Origin of the sequence: Marinospirillum sp. (genome assembly GCF_035271045.1) — a bacterium.
Taxonomy (GTDB): Bacteria; Pseudomonadota; Gammaproteobacteria; order Pseudomonadales; family Halomonadaceae; genus Marinospirillum.
Genome location: NZ_DATESC010000002.1, coordinates 38,385 through 60,200, shown reverse-complemented (window position 1 = coordinate 60,200; position 21,816 = coordinate 38,385). Strand labels below are relative to the sequence as shown.

General features: G+C 42.2%; 16 protein-coding genes. 13 read left to right on the top strand and 3 right to left on the bottom strand.

Annotated elements, in window-relative coordinates; all coding sequences use genetic code 11:
• The first annotated feature begins 3 nt into the window (after nt 1–3).
• The 5 genes from VJY63_RS01150 (at nt 4) to VJY63_RS01130 (ending at nt 11,171) form a co-directional block, all read left to right on the top strand.
• The gene (locus tag VJY63_RS01150) at nt 4–1,677 is read left to right on the top strand and encodes a LuxR C-terminal-related transcriptional regulator (protein WP_324047811.1); all 1,674 of its coding nucleotides are present in this window, start codon (nt 4–6) and stop codon (nt 1,675–1,677) included.
• Nucleotides 1,674–5,576, top strand: a complete 3,903-nt coding sequence (locus VJY63_RS01145; protein ID WP_324047809.1) for a peptidase domain-containing ABC transporter — start codon at nt 1,674–1,676, stop codon at nt 5,574–5,576. Before VJY63_RS01150 ends, VJY63_RS01145 begins: the two co-directional genes overlap by 4 nt.
• On the top strand, nt 5,576–6,964 hold the full coding sequence (locus VJY63_RS01140) for an HlyD family type I secretion periplasmic adaptor subunit (protein ID WP_324047807.1): 1,389 nt from the start codon (nt 5,576–5,578) through the stop codon (nt 6,962–6,964). The genes VJY63_RS01145 and VJY63_RS01140 overlap by 1 nt, the downstream gene beginning before the upstream one ends.
• A 112-nt stretch (nt 6,965–7,076) precedes the next feature.
• Nucleotides 7,077–10,025, top strand: a complete 2,949-nt coding sequence (locus VJY63_RS01135) for an immunoglobulin-like domain-containing protein (protein ID WP_324047805.1) — start codon at nt 7,077–7,079, stop codon at nt 10,023–10,025.
• A gap of 99 nt (nt 10,026–10,124) precedes the next feature.
• A complete protein-coding gene (locus VJY63_RS01130; protein WP_324047803.1) occupies nt 10,125–11,171 on the top strand; it encodes an OmpA family protein in 1,047 nt (348 codons plus the stop codon).
• A 152-nt stretch (nt 11,172–11,323) separates the two neighbouring features.
• On the opposite strand, the gene VJY63_RS01125 is transcribed toward VJY63_RS01130, so the two are convergent.
• Entirely contained in the window at nt 11,324–12,670 is a 1,347-nt protein-coding gene (locus VJY63_RS01125; RefSeq protein WP_324047801.1) for a sodium-dependent transporter, read from the bottom strand.
• A gap of 187 nt (nt 12,671–12,857) precedes the next feature.
• On the opposite strand from VJY63_RS01125, the gene argH reads away from it, so the two are divergent.
• Genes argH through VJY63_RS01105 form a run of 5 tightly spaced genes read left to right on the top strand, consistent with a single transcriptional unit; the run spans nt 12,858 to nt 17,280 of the window.
• Nucleotides 12,858–14,312 carry an argininosuccinate lyase gene (gene argH / locus VJY63_RS01120; RefSeq protein WP_324047799.1) on the top strand — a complete coding sequence of 485 codons (1,455 nt, stop codon included), beginning with the start codon at nt 12,858–12,860 and terminating at the stop codon, nt 14,310–14,312.
• Nucleotides 14,305–14,439 carry an LPS translocon maturation chaperone LptM gene (gene lptM, locus VJY63_RS11825; RefSeq protein ID WP_349254589.1) on the top strand — a complete coding sequence of 45 codons (135 nt, stop codon included), beginning with the start codon at nt 14,305–14,307 and terminating at the stop codon, nt 14,437–14,439. Before argH ends, lptM begins: the two co-directional genes overlap by 8 nt.
• Before the next feature lie 31 nt (nt 14,440–14,470).
• The gene (gene lysA, locus VJY63_RS01115) at nt 14,471–15,721 is read left to right on the top strand and encodes a diaminopimelate decarboxylase (RefSeq protein WP_324048064.1); all 1,251 of its coding nucleotides are present in this window, start codon (nt 14,471–14,473) and stop codon (nt 15,719–15,721) included.
• A 12-nt stretch (nt 15,722–15,733) separates the two neighbouring features.
• A complete protein-coding gene (gene dapF, locus VJY63_RS01110; protein WP_324047797.1) occupies nt 15,734–16,564 on the top strand; it encodes a diaminopimelate epimerase in 831 nt (276 codons plus the stop codon).
• Nucleotides 16,561–17,280 (top strand): DUF484 family protein, encoded by a 720-nt coding sequence (locus VJY63_RS01105; RefSeq protein ID WP_324047796.1) that lies wholly within the window; start codon nt 16,561–16,563, stop codon nt 17,278–17,280. The genes dapF and VJY63_RS01105 overlap by 4 nt, the downstream gene beginning before the upstream one ends.
• On the opposite strand, the gene yihA is transcribed toward VJY63_RS01105, so the two are convergent.
• On the bottom strand, nt 17,228–17,977 hold the full coding sequence (yihA, locus tag VJY63_RS01100) for a ribosome biogenesis GTP-binding protein YihA/YsxC (RefSeq protein ID WP_324047794.1): 750 nt from the start codon (nt 17,975–17,977) through the stop codon (nt 17,228–17,230). The two genes, VJY63_RS01105 and yihA, sit on opposite strands and share 53 nt — an antisense overlap.
• 191 nt (nt 17,978–18,168) lie before the next feature.
• Here yihA and VJY63_RS01095 point away from each other — a divergent pair, with 191 nt between their 5' ends.
• The 3 genes from VJY63_RS01095 (at nt 18,169) to VJY63_RS01085 (ending at nt 20,551) form a co-directional block, all read left to right on the top strand.
• Complete coding sequence (locus VJY63_RS01095; RefSeq protein ID WP_324047792.1) at nt 18,169–18,774, top strand: c-type cytochrome; 606 nt, start codon at nt 18,169–18,171, stop codon at nt 18,772–18,774.
• A 77-nt stretch (nt 18,775–18,851) separates the two neighbouring features.
• The gene (locus VJY63_RS01090) at nt 18,852–19,466 is read left to right on the top strand and encodes a thiol:disulfide interchange protein DsbA/DsbL (protein WP_324047790.1); all 615 of its coding nucleotides are present in this window, start codon (nt 18,852–18,854) and stop codon (nt 19,464–19,466) included.
• 146 nt (nt 19,467–19,612) lie between these two features.
• A complete protein-coding gene (locus VJY63_RS01085; RefSeq protein ID WP_324047788.1) occupies nt 19,613–20,551 on the top strand; it encodes a hypothetical protein in 939 nt (312 codons plus the stop codon).
• A gap of 7 nt (nt 20,552–20,558) precedes the next feature.
• On the opposite strand, the gene VJY63_RS01080 is transcribed toward VJY63_RS01085, so the two are convergent.
• Nucleotides 20,559–21,716: a cytochrome-c peroxidase gene (locus VJY63_RS01080; RefSeq protein ID WP_324047786.1), complete on the bottom strand. Its 1,158-nt coding sequence runs from the start codon at nt 21,714–21,716 to the stop codon at nt 20,559–20,561.
• Nucleotides 21,717–21,816 lie beyond the last annotated feature (100 nt).

Genomic DNA, 21,816 nt, shown 5'->3' with positions numbered 1-21,816 from the left:
TAGATGACAAGAGATGAGAGCCTCACCAGATCAACACCTGCTGTTATGGCGGAGCTAACACAACGTCAAGAACAAATATTACAGCTTATGCAGCAGGGGAAGGTTAATAAAGAAATCGCTAGAGAGCTTGATATTAGCTTAGGCACGGTTAAACAACATTTGGTAGCAGTTTTTAAAAAGCTGAATGTTCAAAACCGCACTATGGCCGTTGCTCGCTTGGCAGAATTTAAAGACCAATCAGGCTTTGATGCCGTATTTACTAAAGAAACATTAATAGCCCGCCGCCCTGCTATTATTTTAAGCCTAAAAGTACCCAGCTATTTACCACAAGCGGGTATGAAACTATTTCATACCTGTCTGGCAGAAATAGCTTTTGATAGCCAAGCATTATTTATTAGCCGTGAAGCTGGCGATGGTGACTTGGTGTTTGGCCTTAAGCGCTCATCAGCACAAGATATACGAACAGCAATACGAGTTGCAGGCCATGTTTTTAAAGTGATGAAAGCGTTTGTTACAGAAGACTTAAAGCATGAGAAGTCGAATAAAGTATTAACCGGCGCATTAGTCGCAGGCTTAATTAGAGTAAGTCAAAACCGTTTTGGGGGCTGGTCCGGAGAAACCGTAGGTAGTAATTTATTAACCTTGGGTCATAAACTTAGAGACAGTGCCGCAACTAACCACCTAGTTTTTAACTCTCAAGCAGCCTCGGTGATGCAGGCATTTAATCTACCACTACCAAGCGACACCTCTAATCAGCAGCTTTTATTTTCTGAATTACATTCTCTAAACCGTTGGAATCTAGCAGACGACCAACCTTTAGTCGGTCGAGATGAAGAACTTCAACTTATTGATGACCTCCTTGCTGAAAAGTACCGCATACTGCTGCTAGAAGGTGAAAGCGGTATGGGGAAATCTCGTTTATGCCGAGAAGCAGCACGCTTGGCACTGAAAGAAGACCGGCAATTATTTTATATTAATATTCTGCCTTCTGGTTTTTTTGACAGCGAACACTACCCAAATTTAGAGCAATTAGGTCAGGTTTTTGCTGATATAAACCAAGCCGATAAAAGCTTTCTAGTGCTTGATGATGCGCACCACCTAACGCTAGAAAGTAAAACTTTACTAGTTAGTTTTTTAAATAACCTACCTAAAGGTGTGCAGGTTGTTGTTTGTGGTCGCCAGCCGCAACGTTATGCAATAAACGAAACACTCCATTCTATTTACCGACTAATACACCTTAATCGGTTGGATGAAGCATCCATTGTTACACTTATTAATGAAGCGCCTAGCCACGAAGCAACGGATATTGCTGCGATTGTAGAAAGAGCACGAGGCATCCCCCTGTTTGCCAAAGAACTCTTACACAGCACAAATAAAAACCCTATATCACTGGCTTTAATGATTACTATTGCTTCACGAATTGATAAGTTTAAAGTTGACTGGAAGTTACTTTATTGTGTTGCAAGCCATGATGAACCAGTAAATTTAGAGCAACTTAGTAAATTAATGCAAGATGATTTAGCTTACATTAAAACAGCCATTGAACATGCAGAAACACTAGGCGTACTCATTTATCAGCCTAATGCTGTTTCGTTTCGACACCCTCTCGTACAAAATATTATTAGTTATTTGTTTCGACCTAATCAAATCGCAAATGCAATAAGTGGACACCAATGAGCCAGAATCAAAATAAACTATTTTCTAGAGCACAAGATCCGGCAAAAAGGACAGAGGCCAAGTTAAAAGTCAACGGTATTGGTTCGTTACGAAAAATTATTACCGCACCCGATTTACGACGCTTGTTGCCTATTATTATTCTAACGTCATTAATGACCAACCTGCTCGCTTTGGCTTTGCCCTTGGGTATGTTGCAAATTTTTGATCGGGTATTAAAAAACCAATCCATTGATACGCTAGTCGTGCTAACCCTTGGCATAGTGTTAATGATGCTGTTAGAAGAAATATTAAAAGGGGTGAATGCGACAGTTACTAACTGGCTAGGCGCACGCTTTAAACACCGAGCGAGTATTCAAGTACTTAATAAATTATTCCTAATTCCTATGCAGCTGTTTAGCAAAGAAGAGCCTGGAGCCTATGCAGAAAAAGTACAAACCGTCTCTAAGGTTGCCGATGTTTATTCTGGTAGTGCGCTTTTAGTTTTACTCGATCTGCCCTTTGCATTAGTTTTTTTAACGGTTATTTGGTTAATAGCCGGTAATCTGGTTATTGTGCCTATTGTTTTAATTGCACTCTTTGTCGTTGCGGTCTTCTTCTTTGGCCGCTGGATGTATAAGCAAATTATTATGCGCGATACTAATGATGAAAGGCGTACTAGCTTCTTAACGGAAGTGCTCGCTGGTGTTTTATCAATTAAAACCATGTCATTAGAAAGCATTATGCAGCGCCGTTATGAGCGCTTAAAAGAAAACAGTGCTGACCAAGGCGAACGCTTATTTTTTGGTAGCAACTTTGCTAATAGTCTTGGCAGTATCATGTCGCAGATTATGATTATTCTAGTTATCTTTTTTGGCGCAATGCTAGTGCTCGATGGCAACATGAGTTCTGGTGCTCTAGCTGCTTGTATGATGCTATCCGTGCGTGCGCTCCAGCCTTTGCAAAAAGGGCTCAGCATTTGGATGCGTTATCAGGTTTTTATTGCGGGCGATAAACGACTAACTGATGTGCTTTCGATGCCAGGTCATTATGAAGAAGGCCTGCAACAAATCACCGACGTACGCTCTGGTATCAGCCTGAATCAAGTCTCTTTAGGCCACGAAACAGCAGATGGTATGAAACACCTCTTTCAAAACCTTAATTTAACCATTCAAAAAGGTGAGTGTGTTGTTATTCGTGGCGACAGTGGTAGTGGTAAAACAACATTGCTTTCTTTAATTAATGGTATTGAAGAAATAGATGAAGGCCAAGTGCTCGTTGATGGTCAACCCATTAGTCAGTTTCAGCCAGAAAGTGTGCGTCAAAAAATCGCTCTTTTACCACAAGAAGGCGTTGTTTTTGTTGGTTCTATTTTAGAAAACCTCACAATGTTTGACCCAGCCCGAGAAGCACGCGCACTAGAGGTTTCAGAGCAGCTAGGCTTAAACCTTACTGTTGCCAGCATGAAACAAGGGTATCAAACACCTTTAGGCGAAAATGCTAGTGAAACGCTCCCGATGGGGGTTCGTCAGCTAATTGCTATTGTGCGTGTACTTGCTTTTAATCCATCGGTTATTTTGTTTGATGAAGCCAATAGCGCCCTAGACTTTGAAGGCGATAAAAAATTACGTCTCTACCTTGAGTCGCGTAAGGGTGAGTTAACCATGATTATGGTTACTAACCGCCCATCAATGGTTAAATTAGCCGACACCATCTATCGTATTAATGGTGGCAAGTTAGAGCCAGATGACGGCGAATTTATCTTTGCTCGCAGAGGAAAAGATAATACCGGCTTTGTGAAACCTGAAAGTAACGATTCACTAGAGTCGGTTATTGGTACGCGAGTATTTAATGAATCAGACCTTTCAAGGTGCCTTTTACCCTTAGCGCACTCCCTTGGTTGGAGTGGCAGTATTCGAGAGTTTACTCAGGCACTACCTCACCTTGCCGACCACATTGATTTGTCTTATTTCTTTGGCGCTATGGCCAATATGGGCTATAGAGCACGCTATTTAGGAAATAAATTTAAGCAGTTTGATAACCGCCTCTTGCCTTGTATTTTTATGGCTGATGATAAGCCTGCCATTGCCGTATTAGAACTCTTACCCGATGGTAGTTATAAAGTTTTTAACAGCCAAAGTAATAGTGAAGAAATTTGGCAAAAACTGCCTTCTGAGCACGGTGAAATTTTTATTTTTCAACCTATTAATGCCGAGCAGCTGCAAGGTAAGCAGACTTGGGTTAAATCTTTGTTTTGGAAATTCCGTAAACACCTATTATTAATTTTTATTGTTACCCTAATAAGTACTGCACTAGCCGTTACACCGTCACTTTTTGTTCGTTCAGTATTTGATACGGTGATACCAAGTGCCAATATTATGATGGGTGGCTTTTTACTTATAGGCGTAATTCTAGCGATAAGTATTGGCTGGTTCCTAAACTTATTACGCGGAAAACTCTTAGCCTATATTGGTGGCCGAATAGAATACGTGCTGGGTAATTCAATTTTTGAGCGAGTACTTAGACTGCCCGTTTCGTCATTAAACGGTGTCTCTGTTAGCCGCCAAATAAGCCGAATTAAAAGTTTAGAGCGCTTAAGAGACTTATTCCTAGGCCCACTGGTTACACTTATTTTTGATCTACCCGCTAGTATTATTCTGCTGGTGGTTATTTTTGTTATTAACCCTTGGGCCGCAGCGGTTATGTTAGCCTCTATTACAGCATTCCTATTACTGCTTCTACTCACTCGCCCTATGGTTGATAGGGCAGCTGAAAGTGCATCGGAATCATCAGGCAAAAAAAGTGAATTGATTGATGAATCTTTAGGTAAAATGAGCGGTTTACGCACACTTGGTAGCCAAGGTGTTTGGATGAAGCGTTTTCGTGATATTAGCGGATCATCGGCTTATACCGAGTTTACAGAACAACAAACACAGCAAAAAATATCGGCCATATCTCACCTTATTGGTAGCATTACCGGTTTAGCCATTCTGGTTACCTCGGCTTATATGGTGATTAAAGGAGCAATTACAGCCGGTACTATTATGGCGACCATGATTTTGGCTTGGCGCTTAATTGCCCCCCTACAAAACCTATTTACCGCTTTAACTAGTTGGTCGCGTATCTCGACCAATGTTTTCCAAGTGAATCAGCTAATGAAATTGGCGCAAGAAAACGATGGCCATAACCACGAAGCGAACCGCTTTGTAAACAAAGGTTCCATTGATTTTAACCGCGTTTCTTTCCGCTATGCTTCAGACCTAGACCCTGTGCTACTCGGTATCACATTTAAAGTACCTCAGAAAAAACTAGTCGGTATTACAGGACCCGATGGATCAGGTAAATCGACCTTATTATCTTTAATTTGTCGATTACATTACCCACAAGCAGGTTCGATTAGAATTGATGCTATTGATACGCGACAGATAGCAGCAGATTATTTGCGCTCCATTATTAGCTATATGCCTCAAAAGTGTGACATTTTTTATGGCACGCTCGCACAAAACTTAAGACTGGTTCACCCAGCAGCAACAGAAGAAGAACTCTGGTGGGCTATTAAAATGACAGGCCTTAGTAGCGATGTGGAGCGTATGGAAAGAGGCATTAATACTAGAATATCGAATAGCAGCACCGAACAGATGTCTAGTGGCTTTAGGCAGCGACTATCTTTAGCTCGCACCATTTTAAAACCAGCATCCATTGTTCTATTAGACGAACCCGGTAATGGTATGGATGATGCTGGAGAAGAGGCATTAATGCGCTGTATTAACTGGCTACAAGGGCGTGTTACTTTAATTTTAGTAACGCCGCGTCCTAGCCACCTACGCGACGCTGATCATATTCTTTATATGGAAAACGGTACAATCACAGCAAGAGGTAATTATGCTGAGGTCGAAGAAAAAATCATGGCAGGGCTAAGTTAATGGCTGATAATTCTCAATTAAAAAAAGCAGGCGCTGATATAAACGCTTATATGGACACACAAAAAACAGATGTTTCACTTGGTTCTCGTCAGCGTAGACTTTTATCTGAAACAATACAGGTAGAAGACGAACTCATACCTTCTTACGCTAAGCCGGTCTTGTACTTAATTGTTTTTATGGTTATTGGCTTTTTTATCTGGGCATCCATAACTCAGCTGACTGAAGTAACCCTAGCGCCAGGTGAAATTGTTCCATCAGGGCAAATTAAAGTTGTTCAACACTTAAATGGTGGAACCATTGCAGAAATATTAATTGAGGAGCGAATGCTCGTCAAAGAAGGTGATATTTTAATTAAACTAGATGACGCTAGGGCGCTTTCTGACCTGCGACAAATTGAAGGGCGCTTGGCATCACTCAAGCTTAGAGCAGAGCGCCAAGAATCTTTTATTATGGATCGCGAACCTAATTTTAGTCACTACAATGAAATTTACCCAACAATGGTGGCAGTACAAAAACAGCAACTCAGCAACCAGATACAAGTTAGAGATTTAACGCTTGAAGTGCTTAATCGTCAAATTCAACAAAGAGTATTCAGATTAGAGCAGTTAAATAAAGCGCTTGAACCTGCGGCCAAACACCGTGAGCTAACCGAACAAATGCTGACTATGCGTAAAGGTATGGCTGAAAAGCGCCTTGTAACACGTATCACACTATTAGAAACAGAAAGAGCAGCAGTTACAGCGCGCGGCGAAGAAGATAGGATTCTGAAAGAAATCAATCTTATTAAGCAAGAACTAGCAGAATCACAAAGTCGGTTCTATGAAAGCCAAAATCAAATTCTTCAAGAACCACTAGATCAACTAGGTCAACTTAAAGCTCAGATTGCAGAAACAGAAGAAGAGCTGAGCAAAGTAAAAAGCCGACTAGATGAACTGTGGGTTAGAGCGCCCGCGAGCGGTTTGGTGTTTAGCTTGTCAGTTAATAACCCTGGGCAGGTTATCCAACCTGGCTCAGTACTTATGCAAATTGTTCCTGATGATGTAAAACTGCAAGCAGAAGTGCGCATTTCACCCGATGACATTGGCTACCTTCACCTAGGTCAAAAGGTAAACCTTAAAATCAGCAGCTACGATTTTGCTCGTTATGGTTATGCAAAAGGTACATTAAGTCGAATTTCAGCATTTAGCACGCTAGATGAAACAGAAAAGCCTTACTTTAAAGGCTGGGTCGCTTTAGATAAAAACTATTTAGGTAGCGAAGAAAGCCGCTTTCCTTTAATGCCTGGCATGGTGGTATCTGCCGACATTTTAACGGGTGAAAAAACCCTTTTAGCTTACCTTGCAGACCCTATAACTAAAGGACTGACCAATAGCTTCAATGAGCGCTAGGCCTTTTAGCTTAATATAACTTATGGCTAGCAGCTAGATTACGTACTTACGGATAACCTAATAAGAATAACAATAATTTAAAATTTATCTCTAAAATATGGGGTAGTGAGTCATGGCAGATCAAACTGAAAATTCAAACGAATCAACCGCTAAAGACAATGCAGTTGATGAACAACAATCAGATGAAGCGTTGCTATTTGACGAATCAACTGTGTTAAGCCGTACCGAAGACATTGGTCAAGAAGAGCAAGAAAGTATTGATACCTCAGACATTATGGGGCTTGCACAAGAGTCGGGTAATGAAAACATTCAAACCTTCACGCCAGATGAAGCTAATGTTGATCATGCCGAATACAACGACGGCTTAATAAACACAGAAGAACTTGCAGAAAAAGCTACCGACGATGAAACTGATGCGGCTGCGACTCCTGCTGATGCTATGGCTGCAAATGATGGACTTCAGCTAAATATTCAAGATGGCAACCTAGCTGGCAATGTAAACCCAGTTAATCCACTAAACTTAGATCCAAATTTCAATGCTGGCAGCTCTGATGCAGCTGTTGATGATTTTATAACACCTCTAGATTCTGCTGATGTAGCGCCTGCGAGTCTTCTAGAAGGACAAGATGAAGGCCAGACTGGATCAGAAACAGACCCAGACACACCTACTGAGCCAGAGCCTGAAGCAGCTATACCACAAGAGCCTGAAGCAGTACCTCCAAGACAAGAAACAGAGACACCAACGGACGCTCCGACAGACACTCCGACAGACGCTCCGACAGACGCTCCGACTGATGCACCGACAGACGCTCCGACTGATGCACCGACAGACGCACCGACTGACGCACCGACTGACGCACCGACTGACGCTCCGACTGATGCACCGACTGATGCACCGACTGACGCTCCGACTGATGCTCCGACTGACGCACCGACTGATGCACCGACTGATGCACCGACTGATGCACCGACTGATGCACCGACTGATGCACCGACTGATGCTCCAACAACAGAGCCTGAGCCAGAACCCGAGCCTGTTAATCCGGCTACTGTTGATTTAACAGCTTCAACTGTAAATGAGGATGCAGAAGATACCTCTTATGTGTTCACTGCTACGTTAAGTGAGCCGTCGCAGGGCGAAACAACAATAGTCACAGATAAAGGTACGATTACCATTGCCGATCAAGAAACTTCAGGCTCAATAAAAATTGCTAGCAATAACACTGAAGATGTTTATATAGACGTGAGTGAACTAACAGCTAAAATCACTTCAACAGAAGGCAATTTCAAGCCAATAGATATTGGTAATGACACCGCAACAGCTAGAGTGTTAGATACAAAAACGCCTGTTGATATAACGATAACAGCTACAGCAAAAGCTCAAACTATTAACTCAAGCTCAGCAGTTGATGGCACTAATGGTGTAACGATTACAGCCTTTGGTAATGATGGAAAAGAAACCAACCTGTCCGTCATTAAAGGCACAAACCATGATGGATTTGGTGTAGAAACTAAAATCAATGACAAAAGTGTTGAGAAATCTAACGGCGACACCAAAGAGCTAGGCCTTGGCGAAAAAATTGTTGTTGATTTTGACAAGGATGTGAACTCAATTGATGTTTCTTTTGCATGGAGAAATAACCATGAAACAGCCAAGCTTACCTTTACTAACAATGGTGAAGTAATTGGTTCTGCACAAGTGACTGGTGATGGCAAAAGCACCACTAAAGCCATAGTGACCTACTATGATGCTGGAGGTGACAAGATAAAAGAAGTGAATGCCAAAGGAAGCTCCGACAAGGTTGATGAAGCTTTTACTTTTGAATTGCCTGATGCTGATGGAAACATCTTATCGTTTGATAAGGTTGAATTCACAGCGCCAACCAACGTTGATGACTATTTAATTCATGAAATTAGCTACAAGCAAGCCCTAGACTCTAGCGACATAACCGTAGATGAGAATGGCCAAGTTACTTTTGCAATTCAAATGGACGAAAGGTACCCACCACAAGAAAAAGCAGTAGCCACTGTTGAAGTGAATGGAACAGAAATGCAAGTTGAGCTAAATGCTACGGGAAGAGGCTCATTTACCATTGATGCCAAAGAGTTAGGTAATTTATCAGAAGTTGTTGTAAATGTTCTAGATGTTACTGGTGGAAACTATGAAAAAGTAAATCCGGCAACAGAGGAATTTAACTTTTCAGGTATTCTTACCCCAACATCTTCTGATGACTCAATAGTTATAAATGTAGACACGCCCTACACCCTTAAGACAAATGATTTTGGTGATGACCTTTCAGAAGGTGTCCAAGTTATTAAAATTGTCTCAGAACCAGAAAATGGCAGCCTTTATCGCATTATTAAAAAAGGTGTGACTGTTATAGATAAAGAAGGCAATGTTGCTACAGAAAGCTCTAAGGTCGAAATTTCAACAGATGATACTATTTCTTTATCTGACATAGAGTTAGGTTTATTAGTGTTTGAACCTAATGAAGGTAGCAATTTAGATGGTAGATTCGAGTTCCAAGTAGGCGATGGTGTAGGTAGCTTTAGTGATACCTATACAACAACCATTGTTGTTGAGCCAGATGCTAGCAAGCAAGCTTCAGACAATGAAGAGTCAGAGTTAGGTATTCAAACTTTATCGAGCCTTGATGAGACTGAAGAACAACTAGAAGCCGCAACTGATTCTGATGAAGTAACTGATGAAGTGACTGATGAAGTGACTGATGAAGTAACTGATGAAGTAACTGATGAAGTAACTAATGAAGTGACTGATGAAGTGCCTGATTTTGGTGCTAATCAAGCAAGCAATGAAACTAATGATAGCCTTAATGCTGATACAAATTTAATGATGGTTAGCAGTATGCAGCAGGAGGACCTTGGCTGGGTTAAAACAACCGAGAGTGAAGTGGAGAATATGATGCCTTCTGAAAACTGGACAGAAAGCATTGAAAGTGATCAGACTGACAGTCATTTAACAGGATTAAATGACTCTGATGCTTCAAATAACAACTATTCAGATACTCTTGATAACGATAATCAGCCTATGGAATACTAATGATTAACAAATAATCAGTTAAAATATAAATTAGCATAACGGCATAAAGCACCCTTGTTTTATGCCGTTTTTTATTTTTATTAAATTTTGAGGTTTAGAGTGCATACCAGTAAAATTCTTCTAATCAGTGGCGCTATGTTTGCCTACTCTAGTTTGTTACAAGCTCAGGAAGGTGTTTATATTGGCGGCTTTTATGAATCGGTAACAACAGATGATAAGAAAAAAGACCATGCTGACTATGATTACATTGATGGTGGTAATGGGCCTGGCCTAGAGCTAGGTGTACTATTTAGCCCTTCTTGGGGCGCAAGAATTGAATGGGCAGAGCAAGACTATGATCGTGCTTCAGCACTTGCTCAGGGTGGCAAAGAACGCCGCTTAGGTTTAGATTTAATGTACCGCTTTACTGAAAAAAACCATTTATATGCCTTTGCTGGTATTAAAAGTGTTACGCCAGCCGATGGTCATGCCCTTGCCAATCTAGGCTTAGGGGCAAGCCTACCTTTTGCTTCCCGCTGGTCTTTATTTGCAGAAGGTGCTGCTTATCAAGGCATGAGAAAAAACTTAACTGATTACGGTATAAAAGGTGGCATTCGTTATCAGTTTTATACTAGCGAAGTTGATTTTATTCACCCACACAAACCCATACAAACAGTTATAACTTCAACTCCAGACCTAGATTCAGACAAAGATGGTGTTATTGATCGTTTAGACCTTTGTCCAAATACTCCCATTACACACCTAGTAAATGAAGATGGCTGCTCGATTGTTGAACAGTTTGTTGTTTCCATGAAAATCAATATCTTGTTCTTCAATGACTCTAGCTACATTGACCCTATTTATTACCCTGAAATTAAAAAAGTAGCTGATTTTATGGTAAAGAACCCAGATACAGCCGTTGAAATTGGTGGACATACTTCAACACCTGCAACAGAAGAATACAATTTAAAGCTTTCTACCGCCCGCGCTAAAGCTGTTGTTGAAGTATTAACAAAGAAATTCAATGTAAACCCAGCACGCATTATTGGTAAAGGTTATGGTGAATCACGCTTATTAGACTTAAATGATAATGAACAAGCCCACCGCACTAACCGGCGTATTGAAGCGACTATTTATGCCATTGATGCCAGAATATTAACGCGTTAATCACAAGTTAATCCTTAGTGTTGTATGCTATGACCGGTTAGCAAAAAACCCAACACACCCACTACCGCAGCAAAGGGTCAGCCAAAACTTTCATCTGATTACACATTGGCTTTTACCCCTTTGCTGTTGATTACTATTAATAGAAATTTACTTTAAAGATTAGTAAAAAATACCACTAAAACAGCAATGGGTGCTAAATAACGGGTTAACAAACTCCACAAGCTAAAATCATAAATATCCAAATTAAGCTCTTGGCGAACGCTTTCTTTATCTAAATGCCAAGCCATAAATAAAATACCACCTAAGCCGGTTAAAGGCAGCATAAATTTACTGGTAAGTTGATCGAGCAAATCAAAGAAATTCAAGCCAAAAATTAAAACATCACCCAGCACGTTAAATGATAAAAGCGCCAATAAACCCAACGCCCAAGCAGCAAAACCTGAAACCACCGTTGAAGTAGCACGACTTAAAGGGCTACGCTCTTCAACAAACTCAACCACCGGCTCTAGCAAAGAAATGGCTGAAGTAATCGCTGCAAAACTTAGCAAAGCAAAAAATGCCAAGCCCACCAGCCAGCCACCCGTAATATTGCCAAATGCCAGTGGCAGAGTAACAAAAATTAAACCAGGACCAGAACTAAGGTCTAAACCTTCAGTAAATACAATTGGGAAAATTGCCATACCAGCGGCTAAAGCAATTACCGTGTCCATAATAACCACTGTACGCGCCGTTTTTAGCAAATCAATATCTTCGCCAATGTAAGAACCGTAAGCCATCATAATGCCCATACCCAACGACAGCGTAAAAAATGCATGACCCAAGGCAGACAACACAACTTTGCCGGTTAGCTGCGACCAATCAGGGCTAAACATAAAGCTTAATGCTTGTGAAAAACCACTAGTCGTTGCGCCATAAGCAACCAACACTAATAGCAACACGCCCAAGGCGGGCATTAAAATATTGGCTGCACCCTCTAAACCCTTAGTAACACCGCGTGCAACAATACCGATCACCAACAACATAAACACCGAATGCCACACCAACAATTGAGCAGGGCTTGCTAATAAGCCATTAAAAATAGCAGCAATGCCATCGGCATTTTGATCAGAAAAATTATTAACCACCGCATCTTTAATATAAGCCAATGACCAGCCACCAATCACACTATAAAAAGAAAGGATTAAAAAAGCGCCCAGCACACCGCTGATGCCGACCAACACCCAAGCTTTACTGGCATTATTTTTCTCGGCCATATCACGCATAGTGTTAATCGGGTTTTTCTGACCACGGCGACCCAATAACCATTCGCTGACTAAAATTGGCAAGCCAATTAAGAAAATACAAACGAGATAAACCAACACAAAAGCAGCACCGCCGCTTTCGCCCACCATGTAAGGAAACTTCCAAATATTACCCAAACCTACCGCTGAACCTGTCGCGGCTAATACGAACCCCATACGTGAAGACCACTGGGCGTGTACCTTAGTTGTTGCGTTCATAAGATAACCTTAAATCAGATGATTGATTGATTGCCCACTTTTAATAAGGGGATAGAATATAGCCTTCAACAATTGGCGGCAAACCTTAGCCCGTCTAGGTGGCGACTTTTATTCCATCCCTCTGTTAAACTTGGCTTAATTCTTTGTTAATTTATTGTTAACTAACGCTTTTGGAAACCAACACGCCATGACGCAAAAAAATGCTCCAGCCCTCAAAGATTCAATAAAAAACGCACCTGAAATAAATCCGGTTGCTGAAACCGAAAAGCTTTGGGGCGGGCGTTTTACCGAGCCTACCGATGCTTTTGTAGAAGGTTTTACCGCTTCGGTTAATTTTGATAAGCGCCTTTACCACCACGATATTCAAGGTTCGATTGCCCACGCGACTATGTTAACCAAGGTGGGTGTTTTAACTGAAGCCGAGTTAAGCGATATTATTAGCGGTCTAGCTGCGGTTCGCCAAGACATTGAAAGCGGTAAGTTTGTATGGTCGGTACAGCTTGAAGATGTTCACATGAACATTGAAGCCGCTTTAACTGAGCGCATCGGTATTACCGGCAAAAAACTGCATACTGGCCGTTCACGCAACGACCAAGTTGCAACCGATGTACGCCTGTATTTACGTGATGAAATTGATGTGATTGCGGCTGAATTAACGCGCCTACAAACGGGCTTAATTGCGTTAGCAGCAGCAGAAGCCAACACAATCATGCCCGGTTTTACGCATTTGCAAACCGCCCAGCCCGTTACTTTTGGGCATCATTTATTAGCATGGAACGAAATGCTGCAACGTGATTATGAGCGCTTAATGGATACCCGTAAGCGGGTTAATGTTTTACCGTTAGGCGCAGCGGCGTTAGCAGGAACAACTTATCCAATTGACCGTAACTTAACCGCTGAGTTGTTAGGTTTTGATCGCGCGTCACAAAACTCACTCGATTCAGTTTCTGACCGTGATTTTGCGATTGAGTTTTGTAGCTTTGCAGCCCTGCTGCTGATGCATATGTCGCGTATGAGTGAAGAATTAGTGCTGTGGACCAGTTCACAATTCAACTTTATTAACTTGCCTGACCGTTTTTGCACGGGCAGTTCTATCATGCCACAAAAGAAAAATCCCGATGTACCAGAGCTAGTGCGCGGTAAAAGTGGCCGTGTTTATGGGCATTTAATGAGTTTGTTAACGCTGATGAAATCTCAGCCCTTGGCTTACAACAAAGACAACCAAGAAGACAAAGAGCCGTTATTTGACACTATCGACACGGTAAAAGGCTGTTTACGTGCGTTTGCCGACATGATTCCAGCCATAGAGCCACGCCGCGATGTGATGCACGAAGCTGCCCGCCGTGGTTTTGCGACTGCTACCGACTTGGCCGATTACCTTGTTCGTAAAGGTTTAGCTTTTCGTGATGCTCACGAAGTCGTCGGTAAATCTGTGGCATTTGGTGTGGAAGAAAACCGTGATTTAGCAGAAATGACTTTAGAAGAGTTGCAGGTATTTTCTAACATTATTACTGCTGACGTGTTTGACGTGCTAACACTAGAAGGTTCAGTGGCGGCAAGGGATCATTTAGGTGGCACAGCGCCAGCACAGGTAACAGCCGCCGCCAAACGCGCCTTAACTTTAGTGGCTGAACGTGGTTAAAAAAATACTTAAACCTATAACGCTAGCTTTGCTAGCATTGTTGCTGATAACAGGCTGTGGGCAAAAAGGTAATTTATACCTGCCACAGCCTGATACTAAGCTAATGCTGCTGCAGTCATTATTTTAAATAATTAATACTATTTTGAGCGCTTAATATGATGAACTTTTTTACCTATAGTGATGGTGAACTCCACGCCGAAGGCGTTTCTACTCAACAGTTAGCAAAAGAATTTGGTACACCCTTGTATGTTTATTCTCGTGCCAGCCTAGAACAGCGCTACCAAGCTTATGCTGAGCCACTGGCTGGACAGCCGCATTTAATTTGCTATGCCGTTAAAGCCAATTCTAACCTTGGCGTGTTGAATATTTTGGCGCGTTTAGGCGCAGGTTTTGACATAGTTTCTATTGGTGAACTAGAGCGTGTTTTAGCAGCGGGTGGCGATCCGTCTAAAATTGTTTTTTCTGGCGTTGGCAAACAAGTAATAGAGATTCGTCGCGCACTCACAGTAGGCATTAAATGCTTTAACGTAGAGTCTGTGCCAGAGCTGCTACGCATTAATGCTGTTGCTGAAGAAATGGGCTTAGCCGCGCCGGTTTCAATTCGCGTCAATCCTGATGTTGACCCTAAAACGCATCCGTACATTTCAACGGGGCTAAAAGCCAATAAGTTTGGGATTGGTTTTGAGTTAGCAAGGGAAGTTTATCAACAAGCCGCCAACTTACAGCACATTAAAATTATTGGCGTGGATTGTCATATTGGTTCACAAATTACCGAGCTTGGGCCTTTTTTAGATGCACTAGATCGTTTATTAGTCTTGATCGATCAACTAGCTGACGATGGCATAATGCTGCAGCACTTAGATTTAGGTGGTGGCTTAGGTGTGCGCTATAACGATGAAACACCGCCTTCACCCGCAGAGTATATTAAGGCGTTGCTAGAAAAATTAGGCGACCGTGAGTTTGAATTAGTCTTTGAGCCGGGGCGCGGCATTGCTGCTAATGCCGGTATTTTGCTAACGCAAGTCGAGTATTTAAAAGAAGGCGAAGAAAAAAACTTTGCCATTGTTGATGCTGCCATGAACGATTTATTACGCCCTGCACTTTACGATGCTTGGCAAGACATTATCCCCGTTTGCCTTAATGAAGAAGACGTTAGCAAAACGTGGGATGTTGTTGGTCCTGTGTGCGAAACTGGCGACTTTTTAGGTAAAAACCGTCAGCTTAACCTAATTCAAGGCGACCTTTTAGCCGTCTGCTCAGCTGGTGCTTATGGTTTTGCGATGGCCTCGAATTACAACAGTCGCAATCGCCCTGCCGAAGTAATGGTGGATGGTACTGAATACCACCTTGTTCGTCAGCGTGAAAGCTATGAACAGCAAATGGCTGGCGAGCAATGTTTACCTAAATAACGAGCTAAAAAAATGTTAATTCATTTCACCAAAATGCACGGTCTAGGTAACGACTTTATGGTGGTCGATCAAATCAGCCAGAAAGTTCGCTTGCGCCCAGAACAAGTTCGTCACTTATCAGACCGCAACCTTGGTGTAGGTTTTGATCAATTATTAATCATTGAACCACCCACCAGGCCAGATACTGATTTTTGCTACCGCGTTTTTAATGCGGATGGTAGCGAAGTAGAAAGTTCTGGCAATGGTGCACGTTGTTTTGCCATCTTTGTGCAAGAAAAAAGACTCACTAGCAAAAAAACGCTTAGAGTAGAAACAGCGGGTGGATTGCTGATTCTTACTTTAAATGATAGCAATCAAGTAACGGTAGATATGGGTATACCACGCTTAAACCCTGATGACTTGCCTTTTGAAACACCAGCACAAGCCATTAGCTATCCGCTGCAACTCACGCAGCAACAATTAACCATTGGCGTGGTTTCTATTGGCGGCCCGCACGCCATAACCCGTGTTGACGACGTTATTAATGCGCCGGTTCATGCGTTAGGTACAGCCATAGAAAACCACCCACTGTTTCCACGGCGCGTCAATGCTGGTTTTTTACAGGTTATTGCTCGTACCCAAGGGCGTTTAAGGGTGTATGAACGTGGTACGGGTGAAATTCTTTCTTCCGGCACAGGCGCGGCAGCGGCGATGGTTTATGGTCGCTTACAAGGCTGGTTTGATTCCCGTGTTGAAATGCAGCTACCGGGTGGTATTTTGCAGCTTGAATGGCTAGGTGAAGGGCATTCAGTTAAATTAACCGGCCCTGCACAACGTGTTTTTGAAGGACAGATTTATTTATGAACTCAGTAACACCCGATACCACACATAAAAACACCCTTAGCCAACTGCTTACCCTAGAGCAAATAAGTGCAGAACAGGTTGCCGCTTGGCTGAATCAAAATCGTCATTTTTTTATTGGTCGAGAGCAGCTATTAACCTCGCTAGCGTTAGCGCATGATTGTGGTAGCGCTGAGTCACTGCTGCTGTATCAAATAAAAAATTTACGAGAAAAACTTAATCAACAAAAACAAGATCACGAGCAATTACTCAACAATGCCCGTGACAACGAAAAGCGTTTAAAGCGTATTGAGCGCCTATTAGTGAAGTTATTAGAAGCAGAAAGTACCGAAGAATTGACGGCGCTATTAAAAGAAGAGTTGCAGCACAATTTTGCTTTGCCGTATTTAGCCATTTGGAGCCATAACAAGATTAACGGTCTGCCAGAAGCCAGCGAAGAGCAGCAGCAGCAGCAGCTAGCTTTGTTAGCTAAAAAGCGCTTAACCAGCCTACAGTTAAACGCCACAACCGCTGCCTTACTTGGCTTAGATAACTTACAGCAAGGCTCAGCGATTATTTGTCGCTTGAACCATACTAACCACCTAGGCGTGCTAGTGTTTGCTCATCCTTCAAGTAACCACTTTCGTCAGCAAGACACCTTGTTTGTAGAATACCTCGCAACGATTGTTAGTTCGCTGATTCATCGCCATCAGGCACATCAAGTAAAGACGCATCAATAGCGGCTTCGGATTCAGTCGCAACATAAGCACCAAGCTTAAACCACTCATCTAATTTATCCCAAGCTTCGGCTGTGCCACTACTTTTTAAGGATGAAAATAGTTGCACGCTAAGGTTGCCAGTAATGCTTAACAATGCATTACGAACAAATTGTAACTGATTAGCAGCAGGGCCACGCTTTAGCTTGTCTGCTTTAGTCAGCAAAATATGCACTGGTAAATCACGACGGGCTGCGACATCAATTAATTGCAAGTCAAAATCAGTTAGGGGGTGACGAATATCCATCATAATCACCATCCCTGCCAAACACTTGCGCTGGGTCACATAATCACCCAAGTGATGACCCCACTCACGACGTATCGTAGTAGGAACTTTGGCATAACCATAGCCAGGTAAATCGACTAAACGCCGCTGTTCATCAACATTAAAGAAGTTAATAAGCTGGGTACGGCCGGGTGTTTTACTGGTTCTGGCTAAACGCGCCGAGGTAAGGCAATTAAGTGCGCTTGATTTACCGGCGTTAGAACGTCCAGCAAAAGCCACTTCCCAGCCATCATCTAGGGGGCATTGTGCTAAAGTTGGCGAGCTGGTTAAAAAGCTGACTGTGTTGTAATGCTTGGGCTGCAACACTTTAGGAACTTGTGAAGCAGGCTCATAAATGATTTTCTTTAAAGGCTTTTTTTTCTTAACTTGACGCATGGATAGGGGTCATCTGAAAGAAATTAAACAAAAGGGTTAGACCACTGGCATTCCAGTTAGCCTAAGCCTTAGCTATAATGCGGTAACTTACAAGGTTAATAGTTTATCACTCACCGTCCGTAGGCGCGATGCTAGTGCCCATGAACGGACAAATGATTTTAAAGACTAGCAAAAAAAACGAGACCCAACCGATGATGAAAAAACTACTGTTAAGCTTAACCCTAGCGGCTAGCGTAACTGGCATGGCTTATGCACAATCTGTGGAAGAAAAAACCGCAACGTGTACCGCTTGCCACGGTGCTGAAGGTGTTAGCATGATACCTAACTGGCCTAACTTAGCAGGTCAAGGTAGCAATTATTTATTTAAACAAATTAAAGATATACGCGATGGCCGTCGTAGTATTCCTGAAATGACTGGTATGGTCGATCATTTCACCGATGCTGATGTGCGCGAAATTGCTAACTATTATTCCAGTAAGCCAGCAAACTTAGGTCAAGCAGACCCTGCATTAGCAGAAAAAGGTCGTAATCTTTACCGCGCTGGTGATATGGCTAAAGGCATTCCCGCTTGTACCGCTTGTCACCTACCTAATGGTGGCGGCAATAAGCCCGCAGCCTTTCCTGCTTTATCGGGTCAGCACCCAACTTACACCGTTAATCAGCTAAAAACCTTCCGTGAAGGTTCACGTAACAATGATCCTAATTCAATGATGCGTTTAATTGCTGAGAAAATGACAGATGCAGAAATGGAAGCGGTTGCTTCTTATATGTCTGGGTTGCATGGTACTAATCGTTAATCACTAATTCTTTAGTCATTTAACTAGATAAGGGGTGGCGACACCCCTTGTTTTTTTCTGTTTGGGAGCTTTAATTTATGCGTCATATTCTTCGCGGTCTAGTATTGCTAGTCGTTAGTTTGGTTGCTTCACAAGTCATGGCTCAAGGCTACACCACCTTAAAAGACCCAGCGCCTTTGCAAGTTACAGCGGATAAAATTGAAGTCACTGCAGTTTTTTCTTATACCTGCGGTTATTGCTATCAACTAGAGCCTCAATTACAAACTTGGACACTTAAACAGTCCAGCGATGTACAGGTTGTTAAGCTACCGGCTGCTTTTAATAAACAGTGGGAACACCTCGCCCGTGCTTACTACATCATGGACGTTTTGAACTTAACAGAACAAGCACACATGGCAATGTTTAACGCCATTCATCAGCAAAATGCCAATCTTGGTAGTCAGCGTGCTTTAGGTAACTTTTTTGAACAATACGGCATAAAAAGTGACCAAACTGAACAGCTTTACACCAGCTTTGGTGTAGAAAGCCGTTTACGTCAAGATGTAGCCCGCATAAAGGCTTATCGCATTACTGGTGTACCTGCTTTGGTTATTGATGGTCGCTATGTCGTTGATGGTAAATCTGCTGGCAGCTTAGAAAATATGCTAGTCGTTGCTGATAAGCTTATTAACGAAATTCGTCAATCCAGATAGTTCGCTTTAAGATTGCAATAGCTTTATAGCTACAAACGGCTGCAAAGTTACGTTGCAAGTTACAGGTTGAAACGGACAAGAGCAGATAAAGCATTTATCATGGCATCATCCATTCCTAATAGTTGCATAGTGGCCTTGCTGTAAATATGCCAGACAATAACGACGAACAGAGCGTTTCACTTGAAAGTGATACGCAAAAAAAAATAAGCACTTGGGCGGCAGAGCAGGGTTCTAACTCTGCAAAAGCGCTCGAAAGTCGTGTTGCGCGAGAAAAAGAACGCCTTGATTGGGAAGAAGAAGAACGGCAGAAAAAAATTCAAGAGCGTGAAGATGCCGAAAAACTGCGACAAGACACAGAACGCCGTGCGCTTTATGCTGAACTAGAATCCCTTGATTATGACCTGCTATCACTTTTAGACTTTCCAACCGATCACGAGCTTTATACCGCAAAACGTGCCAGAACCCTGTGGTTTATTGCTTTAGGTTCTGCTTTATTCTTATTTTTAGCGAGTCTTTTAAGCCTAACCAGCTCTTGGGTAGGCGGCATTGCAGGTGGTATCGCTTTTGTGCTGTGGCTAACCCACGGTGCAGGCATGATGAGCTATTTTCCTTCCTTGAATCGCTACCCATCACTGGTGACTCTGCGTAAACGTTTAAAGCGCGATTTAATTGAATACATTCGTAACCTAGAAGGGCGTTTAGGCTATATGCATCGCATTTACCCGCTGGTGCAATACAACTCACGCCTTGGTTCCAGAAAATTCAAACGCTTAGCGCTGATGTCTAAAGAACACACACTGCTGGCTAATCTAAAAACTTTACAAGATACTCGCGCCTACCATGAGTTTATGATTGAAGCCTTGCGTGGCTATCAAGAAATGTTACAGCAAGAAAAAGAAGACAAGTTTGTTGAATCAATGGACTTTGATCCCGATTTACTCGAAGAAAATGCCCAACAAGCAATAACTCCAGAGCCGAGTGAAGATAAACCTGAAGCTGTTGAACCCTCTTTAATTAAAGAGGGCGATGCAAAAAAACACGCTGAAGCCGACAACGACCCAACGCTATTTGCACCTAAAGATTAATGAGCCATTAATTTTTAGTACCTAACAAATACTCATAACGCTGATCGGTTAGCGTTTTCATAAAAGCAACCAACGCATCAATCCGTCGATCATCTAAAGCGGGTCCAAAAGTTAATAAATCCATCGAAATATTACTTACTATTTCTGGCTTTCCCCATAGATTGCCCGTTTCAGGATTAATCTGTCGACTTGCCGCACGGCTGTTGTATTTATTATAAAAAAGCATCACGGTGCGTAAGTCTTTAAACACGCCATTGTGCATATAAGGTGCTGTTACCGCTACATTGCGTAAAGTCGGTGTGCGAAACTTGCCACGTTGCGCTGGGTCATTCACATCGGGATGCTGAAATAACCCTTCATCTAACACTTTCACGCCATTGATCGCTCGCAAAGCCGTATTTTCTGGCACACCAATGTTATGGTATTCAAAATTAGTAAACACTTCACCACTGCGGTTAGGCAGTGTTTCTAACTGATGGCATTGATTACAGTTAGTAAACTGCTGCGAGAAGAATAAAGTACGCCCCAATTCCTCTTCATCGGTAAAAGTATATTCACCACGCAATTCTTTATCATATTTAGAATCATAAGGGTTAAATAGTGCTGTTTTCTCAAATGCAGCAATTGCATCCGCCATCGCCTTATAAGCTGTATCCGAATCAGCAAATACTTGCTCACCATACAACTGTTTAAAAGCAGCAACATAATTAGGATTTTCTTGTAAACGCGTCACCACCGTAGCTTCAGAGTCCATCCCCATTTCTATTGGATTAAGCGGTGGCCCTGCCGCTTGGTCAGCCAATGTAGCTGAACGCCCATCTAAAAATAATCCACCGGCATAAATACCATTCGTTTTTAAATGAAAGGGCGGAATACTAGCAGCATAGCTAACCGTGGGTGCATTACGATCACCTAACGAATGACCATCATCACCCAAAGAAACTGCAGCAGCAGTGCCTTTACCCCGTGTATCAATAAACGCTTGACCTGTTTCGTGACAGGTTGCACAAGACTGGGTACGGTTTTTAGACAAGGCTGTATCAAAAAAAAGCTGCTGACCTAAGTATTCTTTTTGGGCGCTTTTTTTTGATAAATCCACTGCCTGAACGGTACTAGGTAAAACAAAAACCAAACCAAGCAGGGTAAAAATGAATTTTTGTGCCATGTTTAATTCCCTTAATTTGCGCTATTTAACTTACTACTAAATGATTATGAGTCGTATTAAATTAATTATTTGTAATAATAATGAGAAGTGTTACTATTAA